Source organism: Kitasatospora cathayae (genome assembly GCF_027627435.1).
In the GTDB taxonomy this organism is placed as follows: domain Bacteria; phylum Actinomycetota; class Actinomycetes; order Streptomycetales; family Streptomycetaceae; genus Kitasatospora; species Kitasatospora cathayae.
Window position 1 is genome coordinate 4,164,971 of record NZ_CP115450.1, and the last position, 21,784, is coordinate 4,186,754.

23 protein-coding genes and 1 tRNA gene are annotated in these 21,784 nt (G+C 72.7%); 11 read left to right on the forward strand and 13 right to left on the reverse strand.

Going from position 1 to position 21,784, the window contains the following annotated elements:
- The first annotated feature begins 2 nt into the window (after positions 1-2).
- From O1G21_RS18385 to O1G21_RS18400, 4 genes are all read left to right on the forward strand, one after another.
- Positions 3-356 carry a YciI family protein gene (locus O1G21_RS18385; RefSeq protein ID WP_270145209.1) on the forward strand — a complete coding sequence of 118 codons (354 nt, stop codon included), beginning with the start codon at positions 3-5 and terminating at the stop codon, positions 354-356.
- A gap of 241 nt (positions 357-597) precedes the next feature.
- Positions 598-1,317, forward strand: coding sequence for a G1 family glutamic endopeptidase (locus tag O1G21_RS18390; protein ID WP_270145211.1), 720 nt, complete (start codon positions 598-600; stop codon positions 1,315-1,317).
- A gap of 305 nt (positions 1,318-1,622) precedes the next feature.
- Entirely contained in the window at positions 1,623-1,754 is a 132-nt protein-coding gene (locus O1G21_RS18395) for an eL43 family ribosomal protein (protein ID WP_270145213.1), read from the forward strand.
- A gap of 16 nt (positions 1,755-1,770) precedes the next feature.
- On the forward strand, positions 1,771-1,971 hold the full coding sequence (locus O1G21_RS18400) for a hypothetical protein (protein ID WP_270145215.1): 201 nt from the start codon (positions 1,771-1,773) through the stop codon (positions 1,969-1,971).
- 64 nt (positions 1,972-2,035) lie between these two features.
- Here O1G21_RS18400 and O1G21_RS18405 read toward each other — a convergent pair whose 3' ends face one another.
- Positions 2,036-3,232 carry an MFS transporter gene (locus O1G21_RS18405; RefSeq protein ID WP_405000667.1) on the reverse strand — a complete coding sequence of 399 codons (1,197 nt, stop codon included), beginning with the start codon at positions 3,230-3,232 and terminating at the stop codon, positions 2,036-2,038.
- A 151-nt stretch (positions 3,233-3,383) separates the two neighbouring features.
- Between O1G21_RS18405 and O1G21_RS18410 the strand changes: the two genes are divergently transcribed.
- On the forward strand, positions 3,384-4,235 hold the full coding sequence (locus O1G21_RS18410) for an SDR family oxidoreductase (protein ID WP_270145219.1): 852 nt from the start codon (positions 3,384-3,386) through the stop codon (positions 4,233-4,235).
- Between the two features lie 63 nt (positions 4,236-4,298).
- Here O1G21_RS18410 and O1G21_RS18415 read toward each other — a convergent pair whose 3' ends face one another.
- Genes O1G21_RS18415 through O1G21_RS18430 form a run of 4 tightly spaced genes read right to left on the reverse strand, consistent with a single transcriptional unit; the run spans position 4,299 to position 8,416 of the window.
- Positions 4,299-5,072, reverse strand: a complete 774-nt coding sequence (locus tag O1G21_RS18415; RefSeq protein WP_270145221.1) for an alpha/beta fold hydrolase — start codon at positions 5,070-5,072, stop codon at positions 4,299-4,301.
- Complete coding sequence (locus O1G21_RS18420; RefSeq protein WP_270145223.1) at positions 5,065-6,003, reverse strand: Rieske 2Fe-2S domain-containing protein; 939 nt, start codon at positions 6,001-6,003, stop codon at positions 5,065-5,067. Before O1G21_RS18420 ends, O1G21_RS18415 begins: the two co-directional genes overlap by 8 nt.
- Before the next feature lie 11 nt (positions 6,004-6,014).
- Positions 6,015-7,232 carry a flavin monoamine oxidase family protein gene (locus O1G21_RS18425; RefSeq protein WP_270145224.1) on the reverse strand — a complete coding sequence of 406 codons (1,218 nt, stop codon included), beginning with the start codon at positions 7,230-7,232 and terminating at the stop codon, positions 6,015-6,017.
- Positions 7,229-8,416, reverse strand: coding sequence for a cytochrome P450 (locus tag O1G21_RS18430; RefSeq protein ID WP_270145226.1), 1,188 nt, complete (start codon positions 8,414-8,416; stop codon positions 7,229-7,231). The genes O1G21_RS18425 and O1G21_RS18430 overlap by 4 nt, the downstream gene beginning before the upstream one ends.
- A gap of 187 nt (positions 8,417-8,603) precedes the next feature.
- On the opposite strand from O1G21_RS18430, the gene O1G21_RS18435 reads away from it, so the two are divergent.
- Complete coding sequence (locus O1G21_RS18435) at positions 8,604-9,827, forward strand: RNA-guided endonuclease InsQ/TnpB family protein (protein ID WP_270145228.1); 1,224 nt, start codon at positions 8,604-8,606, stop codon at positions 9,825-9,827.
- Positions 9,828-9,884: 57 nt separating this feature from the next.
- Here O1G21_RS18435 and O1G21_RS18440 read toward each other — a convergent pair whose 3' ends face one another.
- The 3 genes from O1G21_RS18440 to O1G21_RS18450 all read right to left on the reverse strand — a co-directional run bounded on the left by O1G21_RS18440 (position 9,885) and on the right by O1G21_RS18450 (position 12,199).
- A complete protein-coding gene (locus tag O1G21_RS18440; protein WP_270145230.1) occupies positions 9,885-10,748 on the reverse strand; it encodes an ABC transporter permease in 864 nt (287 codons plus the stop codon).
- Positions 10,745-11,737, reverse strand: a complete 993-nt coding sequence (locus tag O1G21_RS18445; RefSeq protein ID WP_270145232.1) for an ABC transporter ATP-binding protein — start codon at positions 11,735-11,737, stop codon at positions 10,745-10,747. Before O1G21_RS18445 ends, O1G21_RS18440 begins: the two co-directional genes overlap by 4 nt.
- Before the next feature lie 93 nt (positions 11,738-11,830).
- Positions 11,831-12,199: a hypothetical protein gene (locus O1G21_RS18450; protein ID WP_223886012.1), complete on the reverse strand. Its 369-nt coding sequence runs from the start codon at positions 12,197-12,199 to the stop codon at positions 11,831-11,833.
- Between the two features lie 394 nt (positions 12,200-12,593).
- Between O1G21_RS18450 and O1G21_RS18455 the strand changes: the two genes are divergently transcribed.
- From O1G21_RS18455 to O1G21_RS18465, 3 genes are read left to right on the forward strand one after another with little or no spacing between them, the layout of a single operon-like run.
- Positions 12,594-13,889 carry a cytochrome P450 gene (locus tag O1G21_RS18455; protein WP_270145234.1) on the forward strand — a complete coding sequence of 432 codons (1,296 nt, stop codon included), beginning with the start codon at positions 12,594-12,596 and terminating at the stop codon, positions 13,887-13,889.
- Complete coding sequence (locus O1G21_RS18460; RefSeq protein WP_270145236.1) at positions 13,886-14,731, forward strand: class I SAM-dependent methyltransferase; 846 nt, start codon at positions 13,886-13,888, stop codon at positions 14,729-14,731. The genes O1G21_RS18455 and O1G21_RS18460 overlap by 4 nt, the downstream gene beginning before the upstream one ends.
- A 38-nt stretch (positions 14,732-14,769) precedes the next feature.
- A complete protein-coding gene (locus O1G21_RS18465; RefSeq protein ID WP_030289436.1) occupies positions 14,770-14,955 on the forward strand; it encodes a hypothetical protein in 186 nt (61 codons plus the stop codon).
- Positions 14,956-15,048: 93 nt separating this feature from the next.
- Here the strand turns inward: O1G21_RS18465 and O1G21_RS18470 are convergent, their stop codons facing one another.
- The 5 genes from O1G21_RS18470 to O1G21_RS18490 all read right to left on the reverse strand — a co-directional run bounded on the left by O1G21_RS18470 (position 15,049) and on the right by O1G21_RS18490 (position 19,603).
- Entirely contained in the window at positions 15,049-17,055 is a 2,007-nt protein-coding gene (locus O1G21_RS18470; protein WP_270145240.1) for a carbamoyltransferase C-terminal domain-containing protein, read from the reverse strand.
- A 308-nt stretch (positions 17,056-17,363) separates the two neighbouring features.
- A complete protein-coding gene (locus O1G21_RS18475) occupies positions 17,364-17,678 on the reverse strand; it encodes a hypothetical protein (protein ID WP_270145242.1) in 315 nt (104 codons plus the stop codon).
- A 106-nt stretch (positions 17,679-17,784) separates the two neighbouring features.
- The gene (locus O1G21_RS18480) at positions 17,785-18,294 is read right to left on the reverse strand and encodes a F0F1 ATP synthase subunit B family protein (RefSeq protein ID WP_270145243.1); all 510 of its coding nucleotides are present in this window, start codon (positions 18,292-18,294) and stop codon (positions 17,785-17,787) included.
- Between the two features lie 434 nt (positions 18,295-18,728).
- Positions 18,729-18,801, reverse strand: a tRNA-Lys gene (locus tag O1G21_RS18485).
- Between the two features lie 49 nt (positions 18,802-18,850).
- On the reverse strand, positions 18,851-19,603 hold the full coding sequence (locus O1G21_RS18490; protein WP_270145245.1) for a nucleotidyltransferase domain-containing protein: 753 nt from the start codon (positions 19,601-19,603) through the stop codon (positions 18,851-18,853).
- A 111-nt stretch (positions 19,604-19,714) separates the two neighbouring features.
- Here O1G21_RS18490 and O1G21_RS18495 point away from each other — a divergent pair, with 111 nt between their 5' ends.
- Positions 19,715-20,929 (forward strand): DNA glycosylase AlkZ-like family protein, encoded by a 1,215-nt coding sequence (locus O1G21_RS18495; RefSeq protein ID WP_270145247.1) that lies wholly within the window; start codon positions 19,715-19,717, stop codon positions 20,927-20,929.
- 10 nt (positions 20,930-20,939) lie between these two features.
- Entirely contained in the window at positions 20,940-21,701 is a 762-nt protein-coding gene (locus O1G21_RS18500) for an SDR family oxidoreductase (RefSeq protein ID WP_270145249.1), read from the forward strand.
- Positions 21,702-21,784 lie beyond the last annotated feature (83 nt).

Genomic DNA, 21,784 nt, shown 5'->3' on the forward strand with positions numbered 1-21,784 from the left:
CGATGGAATACACCCTGCTCATTCACGGCGACGAGCGGGTCTGGAACGGACTGAGCGAGGCCGAACAGGCCGAACTCGACGCCGCCCACGTGCGGTTCGGGCGCGCGCTGCACGAGGCCGGGGTCACCGTCCGCTACGGCGGCGGGCTGCGGCGCAGCTGCAGCGCCCGGCTGGTGGTGCCCGGCGGCGGCGCCGGGACACCGGTCTCGGACGGGCCCTACCGGGAGGGGCACGAACACCTGGGCGGGCTGTGGGTCATCGACGTCGCGGACGAGGCGGAAGCCGTGTCCTGGGCCCGCTGGATGCCCGCGGCGCCCGGCGACCTGGTCGAGGTCCGCCCGGTGCGGGTGATCTGAGCCCGAGGAGAGAGGCCGAGGAGGCCCGCGCCCGCGTTGAAGGGCGCGGGCCTTCCCGTGATTCCTCGATGCATCGTCAAGCCCTTGCGTTAACGGACTGTTTCACATGCAATCAATCGCGGCACACCCCTTGCCCGGATCATGACAGGTCGGCGATCCTGTACTGCCGCCCCTCAACGGTCGCCCCAACGGCCCGGGCTGGCGCTTGAACCTCCTGCTCGTCCCCCACGAAGGAGCCAGCATGCGCAGATTCCTGATACGCGTCGCCACCCTCGCGGCCGCAGCCACCACCCTCGCCGCCCCCGCCGCACCGACCACCGCGGCGGCCGCCCAGGGCCTCTCGTTCCGCCCCCTGCAGTACAACACCAACGGCTACAACTGGGGCGGCTACGCCGCCACCGGGAGCGGCTTCACCTCGGTCTCGGCCTCCTGGACCGAGCCGGACGCGACCTGCAACTCCACCAACGACCTCTACGCCCCCTGGGTCGGCATCGACGGGTACGGCTCCTCCTCCGTCGAGCAGACCGGAGTCGCCACCGACTGCTCCAGCGGCAGCCCGGTGAACCAGGCCTGGTACGAGATGTACCCGTCGAGCCCGGTCTACCTGAGCCTCAGCTCGTACCCGGTGTCGGCCGGCGACCACATCAGCGCCTCGGTGACCTACATCGGAAGCAGCCGCTACACCCTCAAGCTCACCGACTCCACCCGCGGCTGGACCTACAGCACCACCAAGTCCATCTCCGCGCAGCGGACCAGCGCCGAGGTCATCATCGAGTCCCCGACCGGGTCCTACCCCAACTTCGGTACGCTGACCTTCACTTCGGCCACCGTCAACGGCCGGTCCCTCGGCTCCTACAACCCGGTCGCCCTCGACCCCAGCTCCAACGGCGTCTACGAGGCCAGCACCAGCGCCCTCGGCTCCAACGGCACCAGCTTCACCGACACCTTCCTGGCGGAGTAGCCATCGCATCGAGGAGCGGGAAGTCGGCCGGGCCGACTTCCCGCTCCTCTGCGTTTCAGGGGGTGGAGGTCGGAGGTGAAGTGGGTTGCCGGCTCGGACGGTTGTGGCCACCGCTCCAGGCGAGCAGCGCGAGCAGGAGCGCGAAGGGCAGGAGGGTGCAGAGGATCGCGCTGGAGGGGTGCTGAAGGCTGTCGCGGACGACGTGATGAAGGCGAAGGTCCGGGTGGCCACGAGGCACCCGTGACGTTCGCCGCCACCACCGAGGCCTGACCCAGGCCTCCTCTCAACGGCCCACCACCATCCGGGTGCCCAGTACCCTGCTGGAGCGGGCCGACGAGCCGAGCGCCCGCGCCTGCCCGGTCTGCGGATCGGGTGCCACCTACCAGACCATGGACGGCCGATGGGGCTGCACCGCGTGCGGCTCCACCTGGGCCTGACCCCGGGGAGGACCCGATGGCGGCCTGCACCCAGTGCTCCGCTCCTGCGGCGATCGAGGATCTCGACGTGCAGCCGCCCCAGCCCTGGTGCCTCGGATGTGCGACCACCCTCGTGCGGGCCGGCGATCCGGTGCTCAACTACCGCTCGCTCAACGGCGAGAGTGAGTACCAGCGCGTCCTGACCGGCGGCAGCACCCAGGTCCTGCCCTTCGGCTGACCGGCACATCGAAGCGGCCTGCTCCCTGCCGTGGCAGGGAGCAGGCCACACTCGTACGGCTTTCCTACTGATCCCGCAAAGCGGCAGCGTGGGTCACTGCGGCGGCGAGGAGTGCAACGCATCCTCCGAGCAGCATCACCACCGACGGCGAGGAGGTATCGACGACGGCGCCGCCGGCCAGGGCGCCGAGCGAGATGGTGGCCTGGAAGGAGGACGTGAAGATGACCGTGGCCGCTTCTGGTGTGTCCGGGGCCGCGCGGACGAACCACGCTTGGGCGCAGACCGGGACGGCGCCGTAGGCGAGGCCCCACGCGACGAGGAGCAACGCTGCGCCCGGCCAGGCCGTGCCGAGGACGGGGAGGAGCAGGACGGCGGCTGCGAGCAGGCTGATCGCGATGGTGAACGTGGCGCGCCGCCCCGCCCAGAGGCCGCCGACGAAGTTGCCCGCGACGCCTGCGATTCCGTACACGAGCAGGAGCGCGGTGACGGCGTCCGGGCCGGCGTGGGTGACGTCCTCCAGGAACGGCGTGACGTAGGTGTACGTGCCGAAGTGGGCGGTCACCAGGAGGAGGGTGATGGCGAGGCCGGCGCGGACGGCACGGGTGCGGAGCAGCCCGCGCAGGACGGCGAGGCGGGTGGGGGCCTCTGGCGGCAGCGGGGGCAGGGTCGCGGCGAGGGCGGCGGACACGGCGAGGCTCAGCACCGCCATGGCGGCGAAGGCGGCCCGCCACCCGGCCAGGTGGCCGAGCAGGACACCGGCGGGCACGCCGAGGACCGAGCCCAGCGGGACCGCCGAAAAGATCACCGTGTTGGCCCGCGCCTGCCGCTCCGCCGCCACCAGGCGCGGGGCGAGCCCGGCCCCGATCGACCAGAACGCGCCGATGACGACCCCGAGCACGACCCGCGCCGCGAGCACCGCCCAGTAACCGGGGGCGAGCGCGTTGACGAGGTCGGCGAGCGCGAGGGCGAGCATGAGGCCGCAGAGGACGCCCCGCCGGTCGGCCCGCCGGACGGCGACGGTGACGACCGGGGCGGCGACGGCCGCGATGATGCCCGGCAGGGTCATCATCAGCCCGGCCGTGCCGTCCGAGATCCGGAAGGTGGCGCCGATCGGGGTGAGCAGGCCGATCGGCAGGATCTCGGTGGTCACGACGGAGAAGATCCCCGTCATCACGGAGGCAACCGCTAACCAGCCGCGAAGCAGTCCCCGAGTGGACGTACGGGCAGCAGCGGGCGAGGCGGGAAGGGAAGTGCTGGGCATGCGACCAGTCCAGCAGCGGCCCCACCCTGGAGCTGGCGCGTTTGCGACGTCAACGATCGCTGTTCCGGCTCGCTCGACGGGGGGAAGGCGGGATCGCTAACCTCACTGGAGGTCAAGGAATATGACGGAACGACACATCAGAGGCGCGGGAATGCATCAGTCGACATGGTTCATCACCGGAACGTCGTCCGGATTCGGGCGTCGCCTCACCGAGGCGCTGCTGGAGCGGGGCGACCGGGTGGCGGCGACTCTGCGCAGGCCGGACGGGTTGGCCGAGCTGGCCGAGCGCTACGGGGACCGGCTCTGGGTGCGCGCTCTCGACGTGACAGACCCGGTGGCGGTGCGCACCGTCGTCGACGAGGCGTTCGCCGACCTGGGACGCATCGACGTGGTCGTCAACAACGCCGGGTATGCGCTGTTCGGGGCCGCTGAGGAGCTCACGGACGAGCAGATCGCCCGCCAGATCGACACCAATCTGGTCGGGTCGATCCGCGTCACCCGCGCGGTCATCCCGCACCTGCGGGCCCAGGGCGCCGGCCGGATCCTCCAACTGTCCAGCATGGGCGGCCAGATCGCGTTTCCCAACCTGAGCCTCTACCACGCGACCAAGTGGGGCATCGAAGGCTTCTTCGAGTCCGTGATCCCGGAGATCGCGCCGTTCGGGATCGGCGTCACGCTCGTCGAACCGGGCAGCGCTCGCACCGAGTTCGCCGGCTCCAGCGCCGCTCAGGCCGAGCCGATGGCGGTCTACGACGACACGCCGGTGGGGGAGATGCGCCGCGCTGCGGCGGCCGGCGAGTTCCCCGTTCCGGGTGACCCCGCCAAGATCGTTGCAGCGATCATCGACTCCGTCGACGTCGAGCCCGCTCCGCGCCGTCTGCTCCTGGGCAGTGACGCGTACCACCTGGTGCAGGAGGCCCTCACGACACGGTTGGCGGAGGTGGAGGCGACCAAGGACCTGGCCCTTTCCACGGACGTGGACGGTCCCGCCGACACTCGTTAGCGCGGCGCACCGAAGCGGCCCGCTCCCTGCGGTGGCAGGGAGCGGGCCGCTTTCGCACGGCGATCAGGACAGGTGTGCGGCTATCAACTCGGCGCAGGCCTCAGGGCGTTCCAGGAGGGGGAGGTGGCCGGTCTCCTTCAGCGTCTCCAGCCTGCAATCCGGGACGGTGTCGCGCAGGAGTTCGGCGTTGCGGACGAACGCGGGCATGTCCTCGTCGCCCAGCACCACCAGGGCGCGGGCGGTGATGCGGCGGAGGTCCTCGGGAGTGTGCCGGTGGGCGGTGAGGGTGTCCATGGCGCGGTTGCCGAGTTCGGCCCAGCTGTGGCGGGCGACCACCTCGCGGAGGGCGGCGCGCAGGGCGGGGTGGCGCTGGGTGCCGGTGAAGATGTCGGGCGGGGACTGCATCCAGAGGTCGGCGAGTTGTTCGCCGGGGCCGACCATGCGGTAGAGCATCGCGAGTTGCTGGTAGCGGACGCGGGCGGAGTCCTCGTTGGGGGTGCCGGCGAGGGTGGGGGCGGCGAGTACCAGGCGGTCGAGCGACGACGGCTCTTGGATGGCGAGTTGGAGGGCCGACATGGAGCCGAAGGAGAGTGCGACGACCGAGCGGGCGCCGGTCTCCTTCAGAACGTCCGCCAGCTGCCCGGCCAGGGCGGGGAGCGTGAGCCCCGGGCTGAGCGGGGCGGAGCCGCCGTGGCCGGGCAGGTCGACGCCGATGTGGGTGTAGCCGGGGAGGCGGTCCCACAGGGGCTGCCAGGTGGTGGAGTCCATGGTGTAGCCGTGGATCCACAGCACGGCAGGGCCGCTGCCGGTGCGGTGCAGGTGCAGGCCCTCAGGCATCGAGTCTCCCGAAGTCGGTGCAGAAGGAGCGGAAGGCGAGCACGGGCTCGTCCCGGGCGTCGTAGCGCGGGGTCATGGCGTGGTCCAGGTGTTCCCACACCACCTTGTCCTCGGCGAGTGCCTTCTCGCTGCCGCTGAGCAGGGCGGGCAGCGCTGCCCGCTGGTCGGAGCGCACGCCGATGGCGACCCGGGCGGTGCAGCCGCCGTCCGCAGTGGGCACGGAACCGGTGACGATCACCTGCCGCTCCGCCTCCGGGCCGAACTCGGTGACCACCACGTTGGGGCTGAACGCCTGGGCGTGGAAGCGCGGCTTGTAGTCCCAGCGGACGCGCCCCGTCCGGACGGCCTCCCAGCGGATCTCCTCCAACCGCCGGGCGTCCTGCCAGGGCGAGGTCTGCATCAGGAACTTGCCCTCGATGACCAGCTCACCGTGTTCGCCCGTCCGGGTGGCCATCCCCTGGTTGCCGGGCACGCCGTGGACGGCCTTGAAGTGGTCCGGGTCGAAGGCGTTCTCCACCACGTACTCGGACGGTACGTCCACCGGCAGGCTGACGGCCGCGACCAGCGGGTAGTCCGTCTCCCAGCCCTTCACCGCCTGCTCGAAGCCGCGGTCGCCGTCCGGGTCGTCGGAGAGCCGGACGAACAACGCGTCGCCCCACTCCAGCACCCGGTGTTCGGCCACCGACCAGTGCTTGGAGGGGTCGCCGAGGCCGATCCGCTTGCCGTGGAACGGGCAGACGACGCAGTCGCCCTCGCGCCGTCCGCCGTAGCCCAGGTGGGCGCCGCGGTGCGGGCAGGAGGCGTCGAACACGCGCACCCGCCCCTCCTCCCGGGCGGCGATCAGGCGGCGCGGGCCGACCGCCAAGGGGGTGATCTCGTCGGCGAGTTCGGATCGGAAGGCCAGCAGGTACCAGCCGTGGTGCACAGTCATGGGGCTCGCGTTCATCGAAGTGCCTTGAGGACTTGTTCGGCGGCCCGCTCGCCGCTCGCCAGGGCGCCCTGCACCCAGGGCAGTCGTTCGCCCGCGACGGTCGCCTCGCCGGCGAAGAACAGCGTGTCGTCCACCGGCTCGGCCCAGCGGCGGGCGGCGTCCTCCAGGCCGGCCCGGGGCGCGGTGAACGCCCCTGCGGCGTACGGGTCCTGGCCCCAGTCGGCGACCGCGACGTCCAGCACGGCGGCGCCGGAGGTCCAGGGCAGCGCGGTGGCCAGCAGGGCGGACAGCGCCGTACGGTCGGCTCCGGCCGCGCGCAGGGTGGCGGCGGCGCCGGCCTTGGCGACCACCAGCACCTCGGGGCGTCCTGCGGTGCAACGGGTGAACCCGGTCCGGCCGTCGACGTCGAAGACGATCACGGTGTCGGATGCGGGCCGGTCCAGGGTGATCACCGCGCAGCAGCCGTCCCCGGCCGGAAGGTCGGCGGCGGCGGCCAGCTTCCACGCGGGCAGCCCGGGGACCGGGACGGCCGGGGGAACGGTGAGCACCAGCGCGCGGGCCGCCGAAGTCCCGGCGTCGGTCCGTACGGTGACCCGCCCGGGCTCGTACGCCAGCTCCCGGACGGGCTCGCCGAGCCGCAGCCGCCCGTCCAGGCCCTCGGCCAGCCGCTCCGGCAGCCGGGCGAAGCCGCCCTCGACGGCGAACTCGCCCTCGCCGACGTCGTCCCCGCGGTGCGCCTCGGCGACGCCGGCGGCGCTCAGCTGCTCCGGGTCGGCGGCCCAGTTCTGCCGGAACCACTCGAGAGCGGCCACCGCCTCGGCGCCGGTGCTGCCGCACGCGCGCAGCCGACTGCCGACGGACAGGCCGGTGACGCCGGGGCTGCGCCACAGCATGGCCTCCAGCTGCCAGGGGGCGCGGCGGCCGGAGCTCAGCGAGCCCATCGGACGGTCGGCGCCGCCCTCGACGATCCGGGCGGTGACCCGGCGCGGTACGGCGCTGGTGCGCCCCGGACCGAGCAGCTCGTGCACCGGGTTGCGGTCCCCGTGCACCACCTGGGCGCCGAGTTCCAGCGGCGGGCCGCCGTCGGCGGGCTGGTGGGTGTGGATCCGCCCGCCGAGCCGCTCCCGGGCCTCGTACACCACGACGGACAGGCCCTCCCGGGACAGCAGTCGGGCACAGTTCAGGCCGGACGCTCCGGCGCCCACCACGATCACGTCGTACGTGGTCACAGCGCACCCCCGAGGTCGATCGGGAAGGCCCGCAGCCGTCGCGGCACCAGGCACTGGTCCCAGTCCGGCGCGCCGTCCGGCCCGCGCAGGGCCGGGAAGCGGCGGACCAGGCGGGGCAGCAGCAGGGCGGCGGTCCGGCGGACCAGCGGGGCGGCGAGGCAGAAGTGCGGGCCGCCGCCGAAGCCGAGGTGCGGATTGGGGCTGCGGTCCAAACGCAGCTCGTCCGGGTCGGCGAAGACGGCCGGGTCGCGGTTGGCTGCGGTGAGCACCGCGAGGACGCGGGCGCCGGACGGCAGTACGCCCCCGTCCAGTTCGACCCGGTCGGTGGTGACCCGGGCGGTGAAGGGGATCGGCGCCTCCAACCGGAGCAGCTCGTCCACGGCGAGGCGGGCGTGGTCCTCGTCGGCTCCCGCCAGGGAGGACACCGCCGTACGGTCGGGCAGCAGCAGGTGCAGCGCGTTGCCGATGAACTCGGCGAACGGCTGCCAGCCGCCGATGACGGCCAGGTTGAGGATGCCGAGCATCTCGGCGCGGCTGAGCCGGTCGTCGGCGGCCAGGGCGGCCAGCGGCACCTCGCTGCCCGCGACCGAGGAGGTGCGCCCGTCCAGGTAGTGGGTGAGCGCGGTCGCCGCGCTGCGCCCGAGGGCGGCGCGGGCCGGGGGCACCATCGGGTCGAGGTTGACGGAGGCGGCCCGGGCGAGCGCCTCGAAGCGCTTCAGCTCCCCCGCGGGCAGCCCGAACAGCCGTGCGTACACGGCGGTGGCGAGCGGCCGGCCGATGTCCGCGACGGCGTCCACGCGACCGCCCACCGGCAGCGCGTCGACCAGCGCGTCCACGTCCTCGGCGAGCAGGCCGGCGACGGACCGGACGGCCGCCGGCCCCAGGAGCAGCGCCCCCGGGGCCCGGAGCCGGTGGTGGTCCGGCGGGTCGGTGGTGAGCATGGACGGCGGCAGGGCGTCCTCGCGGGCCCGCTCGCGCTGGCCCTGGGCGGCGGAGAAGCGCGGGTCGCGCAGCACCGTCGCGCAGTCGCCGTGCGCGGTGACCAGCCAGAGCCGGGAGGCGGGGTCGTAGTGGACCGGGTCGTTGTCCCTGAGCCACCGGTACGCCGGGTGCGGGTTCGCCCGCCCGGCCGGGGCGAACGGGTGGATCAGGTGCTCCGGCAGGCGCACCGGCGCCGTCGTCATCGGAGTCCTTTCGTGGATACTCCCGGCTTCAGCCGGGGGAGGAAACGAAACTCCCGCGATGGGGGTACCCCCGGCCGGAGGCTGGGGGAGGGTCAGGGTTAGCCGTATCGCCGCCAAGGCGGTCCGGCGTCACGGTAGGTAATCATCCCGTCACGTGGTCATGCGCAGTGGCGCTAGTGTGTGGTCCATGGCGACCACTCACGTGAAGCGGGCGTTCAAGTACCGCTTCCACCCGACCGATGCGCAGGCGGCTGAGCTGTCGCGCACGTTCGGGTGCGTGCGCAAGGTCTACAACATGGCGTTGCAGGCTCGTACCGAGGCGTGGACGCTGCGCCAGGAGCGGGTGAACTACAACGCCACATCCGCGATGCTGACGGCGTGGAAGAGGACCGAGGAACTGGCGTACCTGTCCGAGGTGTCGTCGGTTCCGTTGCAGCAGGCGCTGCGGCACTTGCAGGGGGCGTTCGCCAACTTCTGGTCCAGGCGTGCGAAGTACCCGACGTTCAAGAGCCGGAAGAAGTCCCGCAGGTCCGCCGAGTACACATCGTCCGCGTTCCGGTTCCGCGATGGTCGCCTCACCCTGGCGAAGATGGATGAGCCGTTGGCCGTCGTGTGGTCGCGGCCTCTTCCCGAGGGGGCGGTTCCGTCCACGGTGACCGTGTCGCAGGACGCGGCGGGTCGCTGGTTCGTCTCGATGCTGTGCGAGGACCGGCCGGCCATGCCCGCGCCGGTCAACAAGGCCGTCGGGATCGACGCCGGGATCGCCAGCCTCGTGACGCTCTCCACCGGGGAGAAGATCACCAACCCGAAGCACGAGCGCAAGGACCGGGAACGCCTCGCCAAGGCCCAGCGAGAGTTGTCCCGTAAGGCCAAGGGTGACGGTGCGAACCGGGTGAAGGCCCGGATCAAGGTCGGCCGGGCGTATGCCAGGATTGCCGACCGGCGCAGGGACTTCCTGCACAAGCTCACCACTCGACTCGTTCGTGAGAACCAAACGATCGTGATCGAGGACCTGACCGTCCGGAACATGCTCAGGAACCGGACGCTGGCTCGCGCCGTCAGTGACGCGAGCTGGAGCGAGCTGCGGTCCCTGCTGGAGTACAAGGCCGAGTGGTACGGACGGGACCTGGTGGTCGTGGACCGCTGGTTCCCTTCGTCCAAGTTGTGCTCGGCCTGCGGCATCTTGCGGGGCGAGATGCCGCTCAACGTCCGTGAGTGGACGTGCGGCTGCGGAGCGACCCATGACCGGGACGTGAACGCGGCGAAGAACATCCTGGCCGCCGGGCTGGCGGTTGCAGCCTGTGGAGACGGTGTAAGACCTCAACGGAGCACTCCGGGCGGGCGGTCGTCGGTGAAGCAGGAAGTCGTCCCGCCGCCGCGCTCACGCGCAGCGGCTCAGCCGCGAGGCTGAGGGGAATCCCCGTCCGTTCAGGGCGGGGAGGATGTCAAATCCAGCTCCGAGGAGGTCTCAGCGGACCCGGGGCCCGCGCCAGCGGAAGGAGAAGGCGGTCAGCACCAGGCCGGCCAGCGACCAGGCGACGAGCACCATCGCGATGTGCCCCAGCTCCCAGTTCCCGGCCGGTTCGACGGCCTTGAAGGATTCCGGCAGGAAGACCGAGCGGAAGCCCTGGGCCATCCACTTGACCGGGAAGAACGCGGCCACCGTCTGCATCCAGGCGGGCAGCTGGCCGAACGGGAAGAACACGCCGGAGATGAACTGCAGCACCATGAAGACCGGGGTGACGATCGCCGCCGCCGACCGGCTGTTGGGGATCAGCGCCGAGTAGGCGGCGCCGGCCATCGCGCAGGCGACGGTGCCGAGCGCGAGGTCCCAGCCGAGGGTGAACCAGCGCTCGGGGGTGCTGGGCAGCGGCAGTCCGAACAGGGCCAGCGCGATGCCGATCAGCAGCACCGCTTCCAGGGCGGTGGTGACGATGACCCGTACCAGCTTGCCGACGAAGTACGCCGACTTGGGCATCGGGGTCATCGCGAGCCGGCGCACCGTGCCGGTGTCCCGCTCGATGGCGATGTTGATGGCCAGGCCGGAGAAGGCGGTGCTCATCACGCCGGCGGCGATGATGCCGGCCATGAACACCTGCTTGAGGTCGGTGTCGGTGCCGGCCACCTTGCCGGAGAAGATCGAGCCGAAGACGACCAGCAGGATCACCGGGAACATCAGGGTGAAGACCAGCGACTGCTTGTTGCGGAAGAACGCCCGCAGTTCCACCTTGGAGCGGGCCGCGCCGGCCCGCCAGATGCCGGGCATCCGGCCGGTGCGCCGGGGCGTTTCGGCGATCCCCGTGCTGGGAGCGGGGGCTTGGGTGAGGGTCATCGGGTACCCGCCTGGGAGATGAGCTGACTGGTGTCGGCGCCACGATCGGTACCGTCGACGTTCTGCCGGATCAGCTCCAGGTAGACGTCCTCCAGCGTCGGCCGGTGCACCCGCAGTTCGGGCAGCTCGGCGACACCCGCCTGGTGCGCCCACGGGACCAGCGCCGCGAGCAGCGCGGTCGGGGCGTGGGTGCCGATCCTGAGCACGCCGTCCGCGCCCACCGGGGCCGGGTCGGCCCCGGGTGGCAACGACGGCAGCGTGCGGCCGGCCAGCTCCGGCGGAATCCGGAAGGAGACCGTGGTCGGAGTCTGCGATCGGCCGCCGAACTCGGCCAGCGGCCCGCACTGGACCACTCGGCCGGCGACGATCACCGCGGCGCGCTGGCACAGCGCCTCGGCCTCGTCGAGGTAGTGCGTGGTGAGCACGGTGGTGCGACCGCGCTCGGAGAAGTAGCGGACCAGGTCCCAGGCCTCCCGGCGAGCCACCGGGTCCAACCCGGTGGTGGGTTCGTCGAGGAAGATCAGGTCCGGGTCGCCGACGATGCCCACCGCGACGTCGAGCCGCCGGGCCTGGCCTCCGGAGAGGTCCGTGCTCTGCTTCTTCTCGTGCTTGCCCAGTCCGACCATGTCGATGACCTGGCCGACCGGGAGCGGGTTCGGGTAGAACGCCGCGAAGTGCTCGACCACCTCACGGACCGTCAGGTCCGAGTAGGCGCCGGTGGTCTGCGGAACCACCCCGATCCTGGCGCGCCACTCGCGCCGGTCCTCGGCTGGGTCACAGCCGAGGACCCGCACGTCACCGCCGGTTCGCTGGCGGACGCCCTCCAGGATTTCGACGGTCGTCGTCTTGCCCGCGCCGTTCGGCCCGAGCAGGGCGAAGACCTCACCCTGGTGGATGTCCAGATCCAGGCCCTGGACCGCGTGCCAGTCGCCGTAACTCTTGCGCAGGCCGCGGACTGAGACGGGGTGTTCCCCGACGGCAGTCGCCACTGTGGATCGCTCCTCTGTGGGGTGTTCAGGCCGACCTGGTGCTCAGGTCGACCGGCCGGGCGCCTTGCCCGGCGGGCGGGTTTCCCGGCTCGATCAGGTGCAGCAGCAGCACGGGCAGCAGCAGGAGTTGCCGCCGGCCGCGATGTCCGACAGGTCGCCCTCGCTCAGCTCGGCGGTGTCGATCTGCGGGGTCTCCGGGATGTGGAACTCGTAACGGCCGGTCGCCAGACCGATCTCGTACAGCTCCACCTGCACCTCGAGGTTGCCCTCCTGCTCGCCCTCGGCGGCAGTCTGGACGATGACGATCTCCGCGTCGGCCGGGAGCTCCAGGCCGGCCTCGGCGAGGGCGGCACGGGCGTCGGTACGCAGGCGGGCCGCGTACTCCTCGCTCGACCAGGCGCTGATCAGGGCGCGGGTGTAGCCGTTGACGAACTCGGCCCGCTTCCTCTGGTCCAAAGCCATGAGACTTTTTCCTTTTCTCTGGTTACCGGATTGCCGGCGGCCCTCGGCACTCGGTGCTTGGCACTTGCTGCTTCCCGGCGCCGCCGACAAATGAAGAATGACACGGCCGCAATTGGCCGCCAAGACCTCACTTCCGGTGCCAGGACTAAGTATTGAGCACGTGCGGCCGGTGCGGTAGATTTCAAGCGTCCGGCACCCCTGAATACGCATCAGAATACGTATCGCATACGCATCCGAATGCGTATACCGGGAAATCGCCGGGAAATGCGTACGTACGTATTCGCCGGGGCGTACGTATTCCGGAAATCCCGGGTGAGCATCGAGAGGAAACACGGGGGTGGTCCGCACCGTGCCTACGCACACCGTCCCGCCAGGCCCTGCCGACGACGTCGACATGGCACTGATGAGGGAGTCGCCGCTCGACTTCATCACCGGCCTGGCCCGCACCTACGGCGACATCACGCGGCACCGGGCCGACGGCGACACCGTCTACCTGCTCAACCGCCCCGAGTACGCCAGGCACGTCCTGAAGGACAACGGCGCCAACTACACCAAGGAGGGCACCCCGGACGACGCCATGCTGCGCCCGCTGCTCGGCAACGGGCTGCTGACCAGCAACGGCGCCGACTGGGCCCGCCAACGGCACCTCACCGCACCGGCGTTCCGCCCCAGCGCGGTCCGCACCTTCGACACCATCGTCACCGACGCCACCGCCGGGATGCTGGAGCGCTGGCGGCCGTCCGTCGAGGCCGGCACCCCGCTGGAGGTGGATCAGCACTTCACCGCGCTCACCCTGGGCATCCTCACCCACGCCATCCTCGGCGCCGACATCGACGGCATCGGCGAGGGCTTCGGCCGCGCGGTGGACGCCGTCAACCGCTGCATCGGCCACTACGTACCGAACCCGGACCCGGACCCGGCCGACACCGCCCGCCGGTACGCCGACTTCGGCCGCGCCCGGGTCTTCCTCAACACCGTCACCCGTACCCTGATCGCCTCCCGCCGCGCGGGCGGCGGCAGCACGGCCGGCAGTGGCACCAGGGGCGGCGACCTGCTGGACACCATGATGTCCGGCCACCACCTGGTCTCCGACGAGGACCTGCGCGACCAGGTGCTGACCATCGTGATGGCCGGCCACGAGACCACCGCCAAGTCCCTGACCTGGACGCTCTACCTGCTCGACCGCCACCCGGAGGAGCTGGCCAAGGTCCGCGAGGAGGTCGACCGCGTCCTCGGCGGCCGCCCGCCGACCGCCGCCGACCTCCAGGACCTCCCGGCCTGCCGCCGGGCGATCCAGGAGGCGATGCGGCTCTACCCGCCGGTCTGGCTGATCTCCCGCCGGGCCGCCGGTCCCGACGTCATCGGCGGGTACGACGTCGAGCCGGGCACCCTGGTGTGCGTCAGCCAGTGGGTGCTGCACCGCCACCCCGAGTACTGGACCGAGCCGGACGCGTACCGCCCGGACCGCTTCGACGGCGCCGACCTGCCCAGCCACCTCTACCTGCCGTTCGGCGGCGGGGACCGGATCTGCGTCGGGCAGCACTTCGCGATGCTGGAGGCCGTCCTGGTGCTCGCCTCCCTGCTCCAGTCGGTCCGGCTGGAGCTGGTCGAGGGCTTCCCGGTCGAACCCGAGGCCCTGGTCACCCTCCGCCCCAAGCACGGCATGACGATGATCGCGAGGCCCCGATGACCACGTCCGCACGCCCCGTCGGCGGCTCCTACGACCCCGCCCGCACCACCGGCGGCGGTCTGGGCGCCGAACTGGACCGGCTGGAGGCGCAGGCCGCGCTCTCCTTCCCCGAGGAGCTGCGCATCCTGCGCGAGCTGGGCCTCGCCGGCAGCGGCACGGTGCTCGAACTCGGCGCCGGCCCCGGCGCGGTGACCCGACGGCTGCGCGCCGCACTGCCCGCCGGCACCGCCCTGATCGCCGCCGACATCGACGCCGAGCTGCTCGCCCACGCGGCCGCCCCCGGCGTCACCCTGCTGGTCGCCGACGGCGCCGAACTGCCGCTGCCGGCGGCCAGCGTGGACTTCGTGCTGCTGCGCTACGTCCTCCAGCACGTGCCCGACCCGGTCGCGGTGCTCGCCGAGGTCCGCCGGGTGCTGCGCCCCGGCGGCCGGGTCGCCGTCACCGAGGTGGACTCCGCGCTGTGGGGCGCGGCCGAGCCCTCGTACCCCGAACTCGCGGGCGTGCACGCCAAGATGGCCGCCGCCCAGCACGCCGACGGCGGCGACCGCTCGATCGGGCGCCGGCTCCCCCGGCTGCTGCGCGCGGCCGGCTTCGAACAGCCGGTGCTGCGCCCGTTCGCCACCACCAACGACGACCACCCCACCGAGGCCTTCGCCCCGCAGCTCGGCCCGCAGCGCCTGGAGCCGCTGGTCGCCCGGGGCGTCCTCTCACTGGCCGAACTCGCCCTCGCCGCGGACCGCTGGAACCGCTTCCGGTCGGACCCCGACGCCTGGGTGATGCTGCTCGGCCTCACCGCCGCCGCGACCGCACCCGCGGGCCGCGGACCGCAGGAAACCTGCTGACCCACCATCCCTCCCGGACACCGGAAAGGAACACCTCCATGCACCCCAAGGTGAAGATCTTCATCACCATCTTCTGCTACATCAGCGCCGTCGCCGGCCTGGTCACCGCCGTGATGGACGCCAGCCAGAAGCCCGCCGACACCACCTCCGCGGTGGTCGCCGGCGTGCTCGGGGTGGCCTTCCTGCTGGGCGGCCTGGCGCTGACCCGGAAGCCGCGCTACTGACGGTGGGGTCGACGCCGAGCGGCTTAGCAGCACAACGGGTCGGGGGGTAAGGCTTCAAAGCCTTACCCCCGACCCGTTCCGCCTCGCCGCGTGCTACTTGCCGCGCCGCAGCGGATTGATCACCCCGAACGCCCCGGTCAGCGTGGACGGGTCGACGAAGGAGCCGCCCGGCCCGTGGGTGCGGCGGAAGTTGTTCACCAGCCCGGTGAACGACGGGTCCACCTTCGCCCGGTACGCCGCCAGCAGGTTGACCCGCTCCGGCGTGGACAGCTCCTGCTCGGCGCGCAGCTGGTGGCTGCGCGAGAGGTGGTACATGCCCTCGACGGTGTAGCCGGCGTCCAGCCAGCCCTGCCACAGCGCGTCGCGGTCCGCCTCCTGCCCGGCGAAGTACTCCAGGGCGCGCGGCCGCGGCTCGGTCGGCGCCTCGACGGCCGGCACCGGCTCGGCCCGCAGCTCGACCCGGCGGCCGCACAGGTACAGCACCTGAACTCCCTTGCGGACACAGAAGTTGAGCGCCTGCGCGGCCTGGTCGACGACGGCCTCGGCCTTGTCGTTGAGCGAGGTGTTGCACAGGATCGGCACCCCGGTGGCGGCCCGGAAGGCGTCCAGCGCCCGGTGCAGCGCCGGGTTGGACTCCGCGGTGACGGTCTGGTGCCGGGCCGAACCGTCCAGGTGGACGATCGCCGGCACCAACTCCCGCACCTCCGGCCGGACCTGGACGGCCTCCAGCATGTACGGCGACTCGCGGTCGGAGGCGAACCAGTCGCCCGCGTGCTCGGCCATCACCATCGGCGCGACCGGCCGCCACCACTGGCGCCGCTTGTACTCGTTCAGCAGGTCCTTGACCTTCTGCGAGCGCGGGTCGCCGAGCAGGCTGCGGTGGCCCAGCGCGCGCGGCCCGAGCTCGGCCCGGCCGTCCACCCAGGCGATCACGCCGTCCGAGACGTCGGCGACGAAGCGCTCGGCCTCGAAGTCCGTGACCGAGACGATCCACGGCGCGAACTCGGCCAGTGCCTCCTCGGTGTCCAGGACGTCCCGGCCGTAGTACGGGGAGACGATCCGCAGGTCCGAGCCGTCGAGCGCGCCGGCCCCGTACAGGCCGAGCAGGCCGAGGCCGATGCCCTGGCCGGAGTCGTTCGCGCACGGCGGGGTGACCAGGCCGCGGAAGCCGAAGCGGTCCATCAGCAGGGTGTTGGTGGGGCAGTTGAGCGCGTAGCCGCCGGTGGTGGCGAGGTTGGTGTCCTCGGCGCGGATGCCGCCGACCTCCAGCAGCCGCTCCACGTTGCGGATCGCGACGCCCTCGCAGCAGCGCTGGATCACCTTCATCACGGCGCTGCGCAGGTGGTCCTCGCGGCTGAGCGAGTCGTCCAGCTCGACGTCGGCGAGCTGCTGCTCGGCGGCGTCCACCACCGAGCGCACCAGGTCGTGGGCGGCCTTCCAGGGCTGGGTCGCGGAGCCGCCGAAGAAGGTGACGTCGGCGATCGCGGCCTCGGCGTCGAACTCGATCGCGGCCGTGGAGGCGGAGGCGAGCGCCATCAGCGAGCCGGGCTCCAGCCCGAACACCGTCTCGGCCGCGGTGTACAGCGGCCCGGGGGACTCCACCGGCTCGAAGGTGATCCGGCCCTGCTTGACCACGCAGCCGGCGTACCAGTACGGGTTCGGGCGGCTCTCCTGCGCGTAGTCGGGCAGGGCGTCGATCGCCAGGCCGACGATCTGGCCCTCGCGGAACAGCGGGACGTCCCGCAGCACGCCGCTGAACAGGTGCGCCAGGCTGTGCAGCGGGAAGTCCTCGGCCCCGGCCGGCTTCGGCACCGGCTGCGCCTTCGGCAGCCCGGGGGTGCCCCAGGTGGCGGTGACGTCGTCGAGGGTCAGCCCCTCCTCCGCCAGCAGCGCGGACAGGAAGGCCTCCGACCGGCCCTCGGTGTAGAGCGGCCAGAAGTGGTGCTTCTGTCCGCTGACCCGTTCCAGTTCCCAGACCCGGACCAGCTCGACGTCCGCGCCGTCCCGGCGCCACAGCGCGACGTTCTGGTCGTGCCGGACCGAGAAGACCGCACCCGGCCCCGGCGGCGTGAGATAGGCGGAAAGGAAATGCTCGGCCACGGTTACCTCTTTTTCCTCGGTCTGCCAGGTTCTGTCAGGACGAGGTATTTCCGGCCCGTACGCGGGGGGATTTCCCGCACCCCGCCAGGGCCGGCCGCCTGCCCCCGGCGCCAGCGACTACCCGGTCATTCGACCACGCGCGCGGAGGCCCGGTACATACTGAAATCCCCGTTTACGCACGTCCCGGCGCCCGGGCGTACGCATGCGCAGCGGGGCCCTGCCCCCGACCGCCGCCCCGGCCCCCGGTGCTCCCGCACCCGTCCCGGCCCGGTCGTGACGGCGCTGCCCCGAAACGGGGTCCGGCCCGGTCAGACCGCCTGCCGGACCTTGACGCCGCCGACCAGCGAGTACGAGCGGACCTTGACCACCGCACCACCGGGCTCACCGGCCACGCCCTTGCTACGGCCGTCGAGCAGCGAGAACCCGCTGACCTCCACCGCGGTCCCGGCCGGAACGGTCAGGTCGACCCCGCCGAACACCGAGAACGCGTCCACCTCGGCCGAGGCGCCCTCCGGGTAGGCCAGCTCCGCACCGCCGACCAGGGCCGCCTTCACCAGGTGCGTCCCGTCCGTCGGCAGCACCGCCTCGGTGTGGTCCAGCTTGGCGCCGCCCACCGCGGCCACGTGCACGTTCCTTCCGGATGCCGGGACGGCTCGGGTCCCGGACAGTGGCTGGACCACTGCCCGGGACCCGAGCCGTTGGTGGGGGAAGTACGACGGGGGCGGGCGGTCAGGCGCCGAGGCCCGCCCGGGCGTCCTGGGCGGCGAAGAACTCGTCGGCGATCGCCCGGGTGCGCGGCAGCTCGGCGACCGGCTCGCCGATCACCCGGCCCGCGAGCTCACCGGCGAGCCGGATCACGTCCTCGCGCAGCTCGGCCTCGGCCAGCACCCGGTCCGCCGCCAGCTGCACCTGCGCCTCGGCCAGCATCCGGTCCCGCAGCTCCTGCCCCTCGGCCCGCAGCCGCGCGATCAGCGCCGCACCCTCCTCGGTCGCGGTCTGCCGGATCAGCGCCGCCTCGTGCCGCGCCGCGGTGAGCTCCGCCTGGAACTCCTCGTACACCCGCTGGGCCTCGGCCCGCGCCTCCTCGGCCCGCTCGACACCGCCCTCGGTGGCATCCCGGCGCTCCCCGAGCAGCTTCTCGATCCGCGGCAGCACCACCGCCCCGAGCAGCCCGAATATCAGGAAGAAACAGACGAGTCCGACAATGACTTGGGCAAGATCCGGCTTCAAAGGTCCCATGACATCAAGATAGTTGAGCCTCCGTCGCCCAACTCCGGCGCCCCCTCCCCGATCGGCCCCGACGGACGGCGCCGGCCTCCCCGGCAGCTCGACCGGTTCTCCGGGCTCGCAGGAGAGAGTCCCCGCACAAGGGCTCCGTACCCGACGAACTCTGGAGAAGGCTCGTGAACGGCCTGCAGTACGAACCGTCGGCGGCCACGCTGGTCATCAACCTCGCCGACCCGTGGGCCGAGCGGCTGCCGCACGTCGCCGGTGTCGGTTCGCCGAGTCGGCCCCCGGCAGCGGACCACCGTCCCGACGAGTCCCTGCTGCTCCGGGCCCGGCTGCTCGACGGGAGCCGCCGTCAGGGCTTGCGCCGCCTCGGCGCCGCACGGGGCCGGATGCCAGGACGGCGGGGACACGGTGGCGCACCGTGTCCCCGCCGTCGGCTGGAGTGGGGCATCAGGGGCTCGAACCCTGAACCTACGGATTAAAAGTCCGCAGCTCTGCCAATTGAGCTAATGCCCCGCGGCTCTCCGTACCGGGCTGGTCCCGGGTGGGGAGGGCCACCGCGATCCTACCCGGTGGGCCCCAGGGCTCCGCCAGTGGATTGGGTGGGCGCGCCGGGAGCGGGGAGCGCGGCTCGGGCCGGACCGTAGTGGGCGGCGCGGACCCGACGGAGCCAGGCCTCGGCGGGGCGCGGGTCCGGGGCCTCGGGCAGGACGCCGGGGCCGGCGAGGCGCTCGGCGGCGTCGGCGAGCAGTTGTTCGGCGGTCGCGGGGCGGTCGGCGATGCGTTCGCCCAGTTCGCGGACGCGCTCCGGATCGGGCAGCCGGATCAGGTTCCGGCCGGTGCGGTGCAGCCGGACGGCCTGCTCGACCAGCCGGACCAGGTGCCGGGCGTGCTTGGCGGCCCGGCGGCGGGTGGCCGGGTCGGTGGTGTCGCGGGTGAGCAGCTTGCGGAACTGCTGGTCCGCGTAACCGAGATAGGCCTTGCGGACGGCCGGTGCACTGAGGAAGCTCGAGCGGATCCCGACCAGTTCGCGACCGAGCGGGGTGAGGGTCTCGTACAGGTCCTCCGGCAGCCAGACCAGTTCGGAGGCGGTCGGGTTGCAGGACAGCGCCAGCCGGCACCACTTGGCGGCCTCGTGCAGGGTCACGTCCGGTTCGGTCGTGACGTGCGACTCGGCCGGGCGGTGCAGGCCGTGCAACTCCTCGGTGGGAACGGCGAACAGGCCCAGCCGGTCGAGGTCGGAGCCGGCGTGGGCGAGGCCGTACGCGGTGGAGCCGACGATGCCGGAGAGCAGCACGGTGCCGGGCGAGGTGAGCATCGTTGGACTCCTTTCGAACGCCCTGCCGGAGAGCGCATCCTCTCCCGAGCGGGCCGCGCCGGGCGAGCGATTTCCGGACCGGGGACCGCCCGGCCGTCGATACTGGCCCCCATGCAGCACGATCCCCGTCCGGAAACCGTCGGCATCGAGAAGTTGCGGGCCTGGTGGTCCCACCGGCAGTGGCTGGACCGCCAGCACCCCGGGGCGTCCGCCGCCGAGGTGCTGGCCGCCACCGGCTGGGCCCGCTCGGTCGGCGGCGCGGCCCCGTACCTGGGCCTGTTCGCCCGGGCCGGGCTCGGCCGGGCCGCGGTGGACGCGGCGGTGGCGGGGTTGCAGGTGCACGAGCTGCCGTCCGCCCGCGGCTGCACCTACCTGCTGCCCGCCGCCGACTTCGCGCTCGGCCTGGCCGTCGGCGCGGCCGCCCCGGAGGGTGAACTGGCCGCCGCGGCCAAGCATCTGGGGGTCAGCCGGGACGAGGTGGAGCAGCTCTGCCTCGCCATCGAGCGGGTGCTGTCCGACGGCGGCCCGCTGGACCCGACCACGATCCGGGAGGCGGTCGGCGACGCCGCCCGGCCGCTCGGCGAGGCGGGCCGCAAGCGCGGCCTGGCGACCACCCTGCCGCTCGCCCTCGGGCTGATGCAGTCGCGCGGCCGGATCCGCCGGGTGCCGGTCAACGGCCGCCTGGACCAACAGCGTTACGGCTACATCGGCTGGGACCAGCCGGTCGCGGGCAGCGCCGTCGACCTCGCCCGCCGCTACCTCTCCTGGGCGGGGCCGGCCACCCTCGGGCACTTCCGCTGGTTCTCCGGCTTCACCGCGGCCACCGCCCGCCGGGCCGTCGCCGAGGCCGGGGCGGTCCCGCTGGAGCCCGGTTCCGAACTGCTGCTGCTACCCGAACTCGCCGAGGAGTTCGCCGAGTTCGAGGCACCCACCGAGCCGCACTACACCCTGCTGGCCGGCATCGACGGCATCCACCTGCTGCACCGCGACCTGTCCCGGCTGCTCGACCCGGCCGACGCCGCCCGCCCACTGCCCGCCGGCCGGACCGGGCGCACCTTCGGCGGCGAGGCCGACCCGCAGACCCACCTGGTGCTGGACCGCGGCCGGATCGTCGGCCTGTGGGAGTACGACACCGAGCGGGCCGAGATCGTGCACCTGTCCTTCGTCCCGCCGGACGACGCGTTGCGCGAGGCGGTGGCCCGCACCGAGGCGTTCGTCCGGGACGAGCTCGGCGACGCCCGCGGCTTCAGCCTCGACTCGCCGAGGAGCCGCGCCCCGAGGATCGCCGCGCTGCGGGCGGCCGCAGCAGCCGGGACGGCCGGGTAGCGTACCGACCATGTCGACCACCACCACCGACGAGGTCCTGATCGTCACCGGCGCCGGCCGCGGCATCGGCGCCGCCACCGCGCTGCTGGCCGCCCGCCGCGGCTACCGGGTCTGCGTCAACTACCGTACCGACGACGCCTCGGCCACCGCCGTCGTGGACGCCGTCCGGGCCGCGGGCGGCACCGCGATCGCCGTCCGGGCCGACGTCAGCCGCAGCGCCGACGTGGAACGGCTGTTCGCCACCGTGGACGCCGAACTCGGGCCGCTCACCGGACTGGTGAACAACGCGGGCACGCTGGAGCGGCAGTGCCGGCTGGAGGAGATCGACGAGGACCGGCTGAACCGGATCTGGGCCGCCAACATCACCGGCCCGTTCCTGTGCGCGGCCCAGGCCGTCCGCCGGATGTCCACCCGGCACGGCGGGCGCGGCGGCGCGATCGTCAACGTCGGCTCCGCCGCCTCCCGGATCGGCTCGCCGAACGAGTACGTCGACTACGCGGCCGCCAAGGGCGCGGTGGACTCGATGACCCGCGGGCTGGCGCTGGAGGTCGCCGCCGAGGGCATCCGGGTCAACTGCGTCCGCCCCGGCCTGATCCACACCGGCATCCACGCGCTCGGCGGCGAGCCGGGCCGGGTCGACCGGGTCGCGCCGGCCCTGCCGATGCGGCGCGGCGGGCAGCCGGAGGAGGTCGCCGAGGCGATCCTGTTCCTGCTCTCCCCGGCCGCCTCGTACACCACGGGGGCGTTCCTGGAGGTCTCCGGCGGGCGCTGAGCGCCCTGTTCGGCGCCCGCCCGACGCCGAACAGCCCCCTCCGGTTTCCTTCCCCCGGTCCGTCCGCACCCGTACGGTGGACG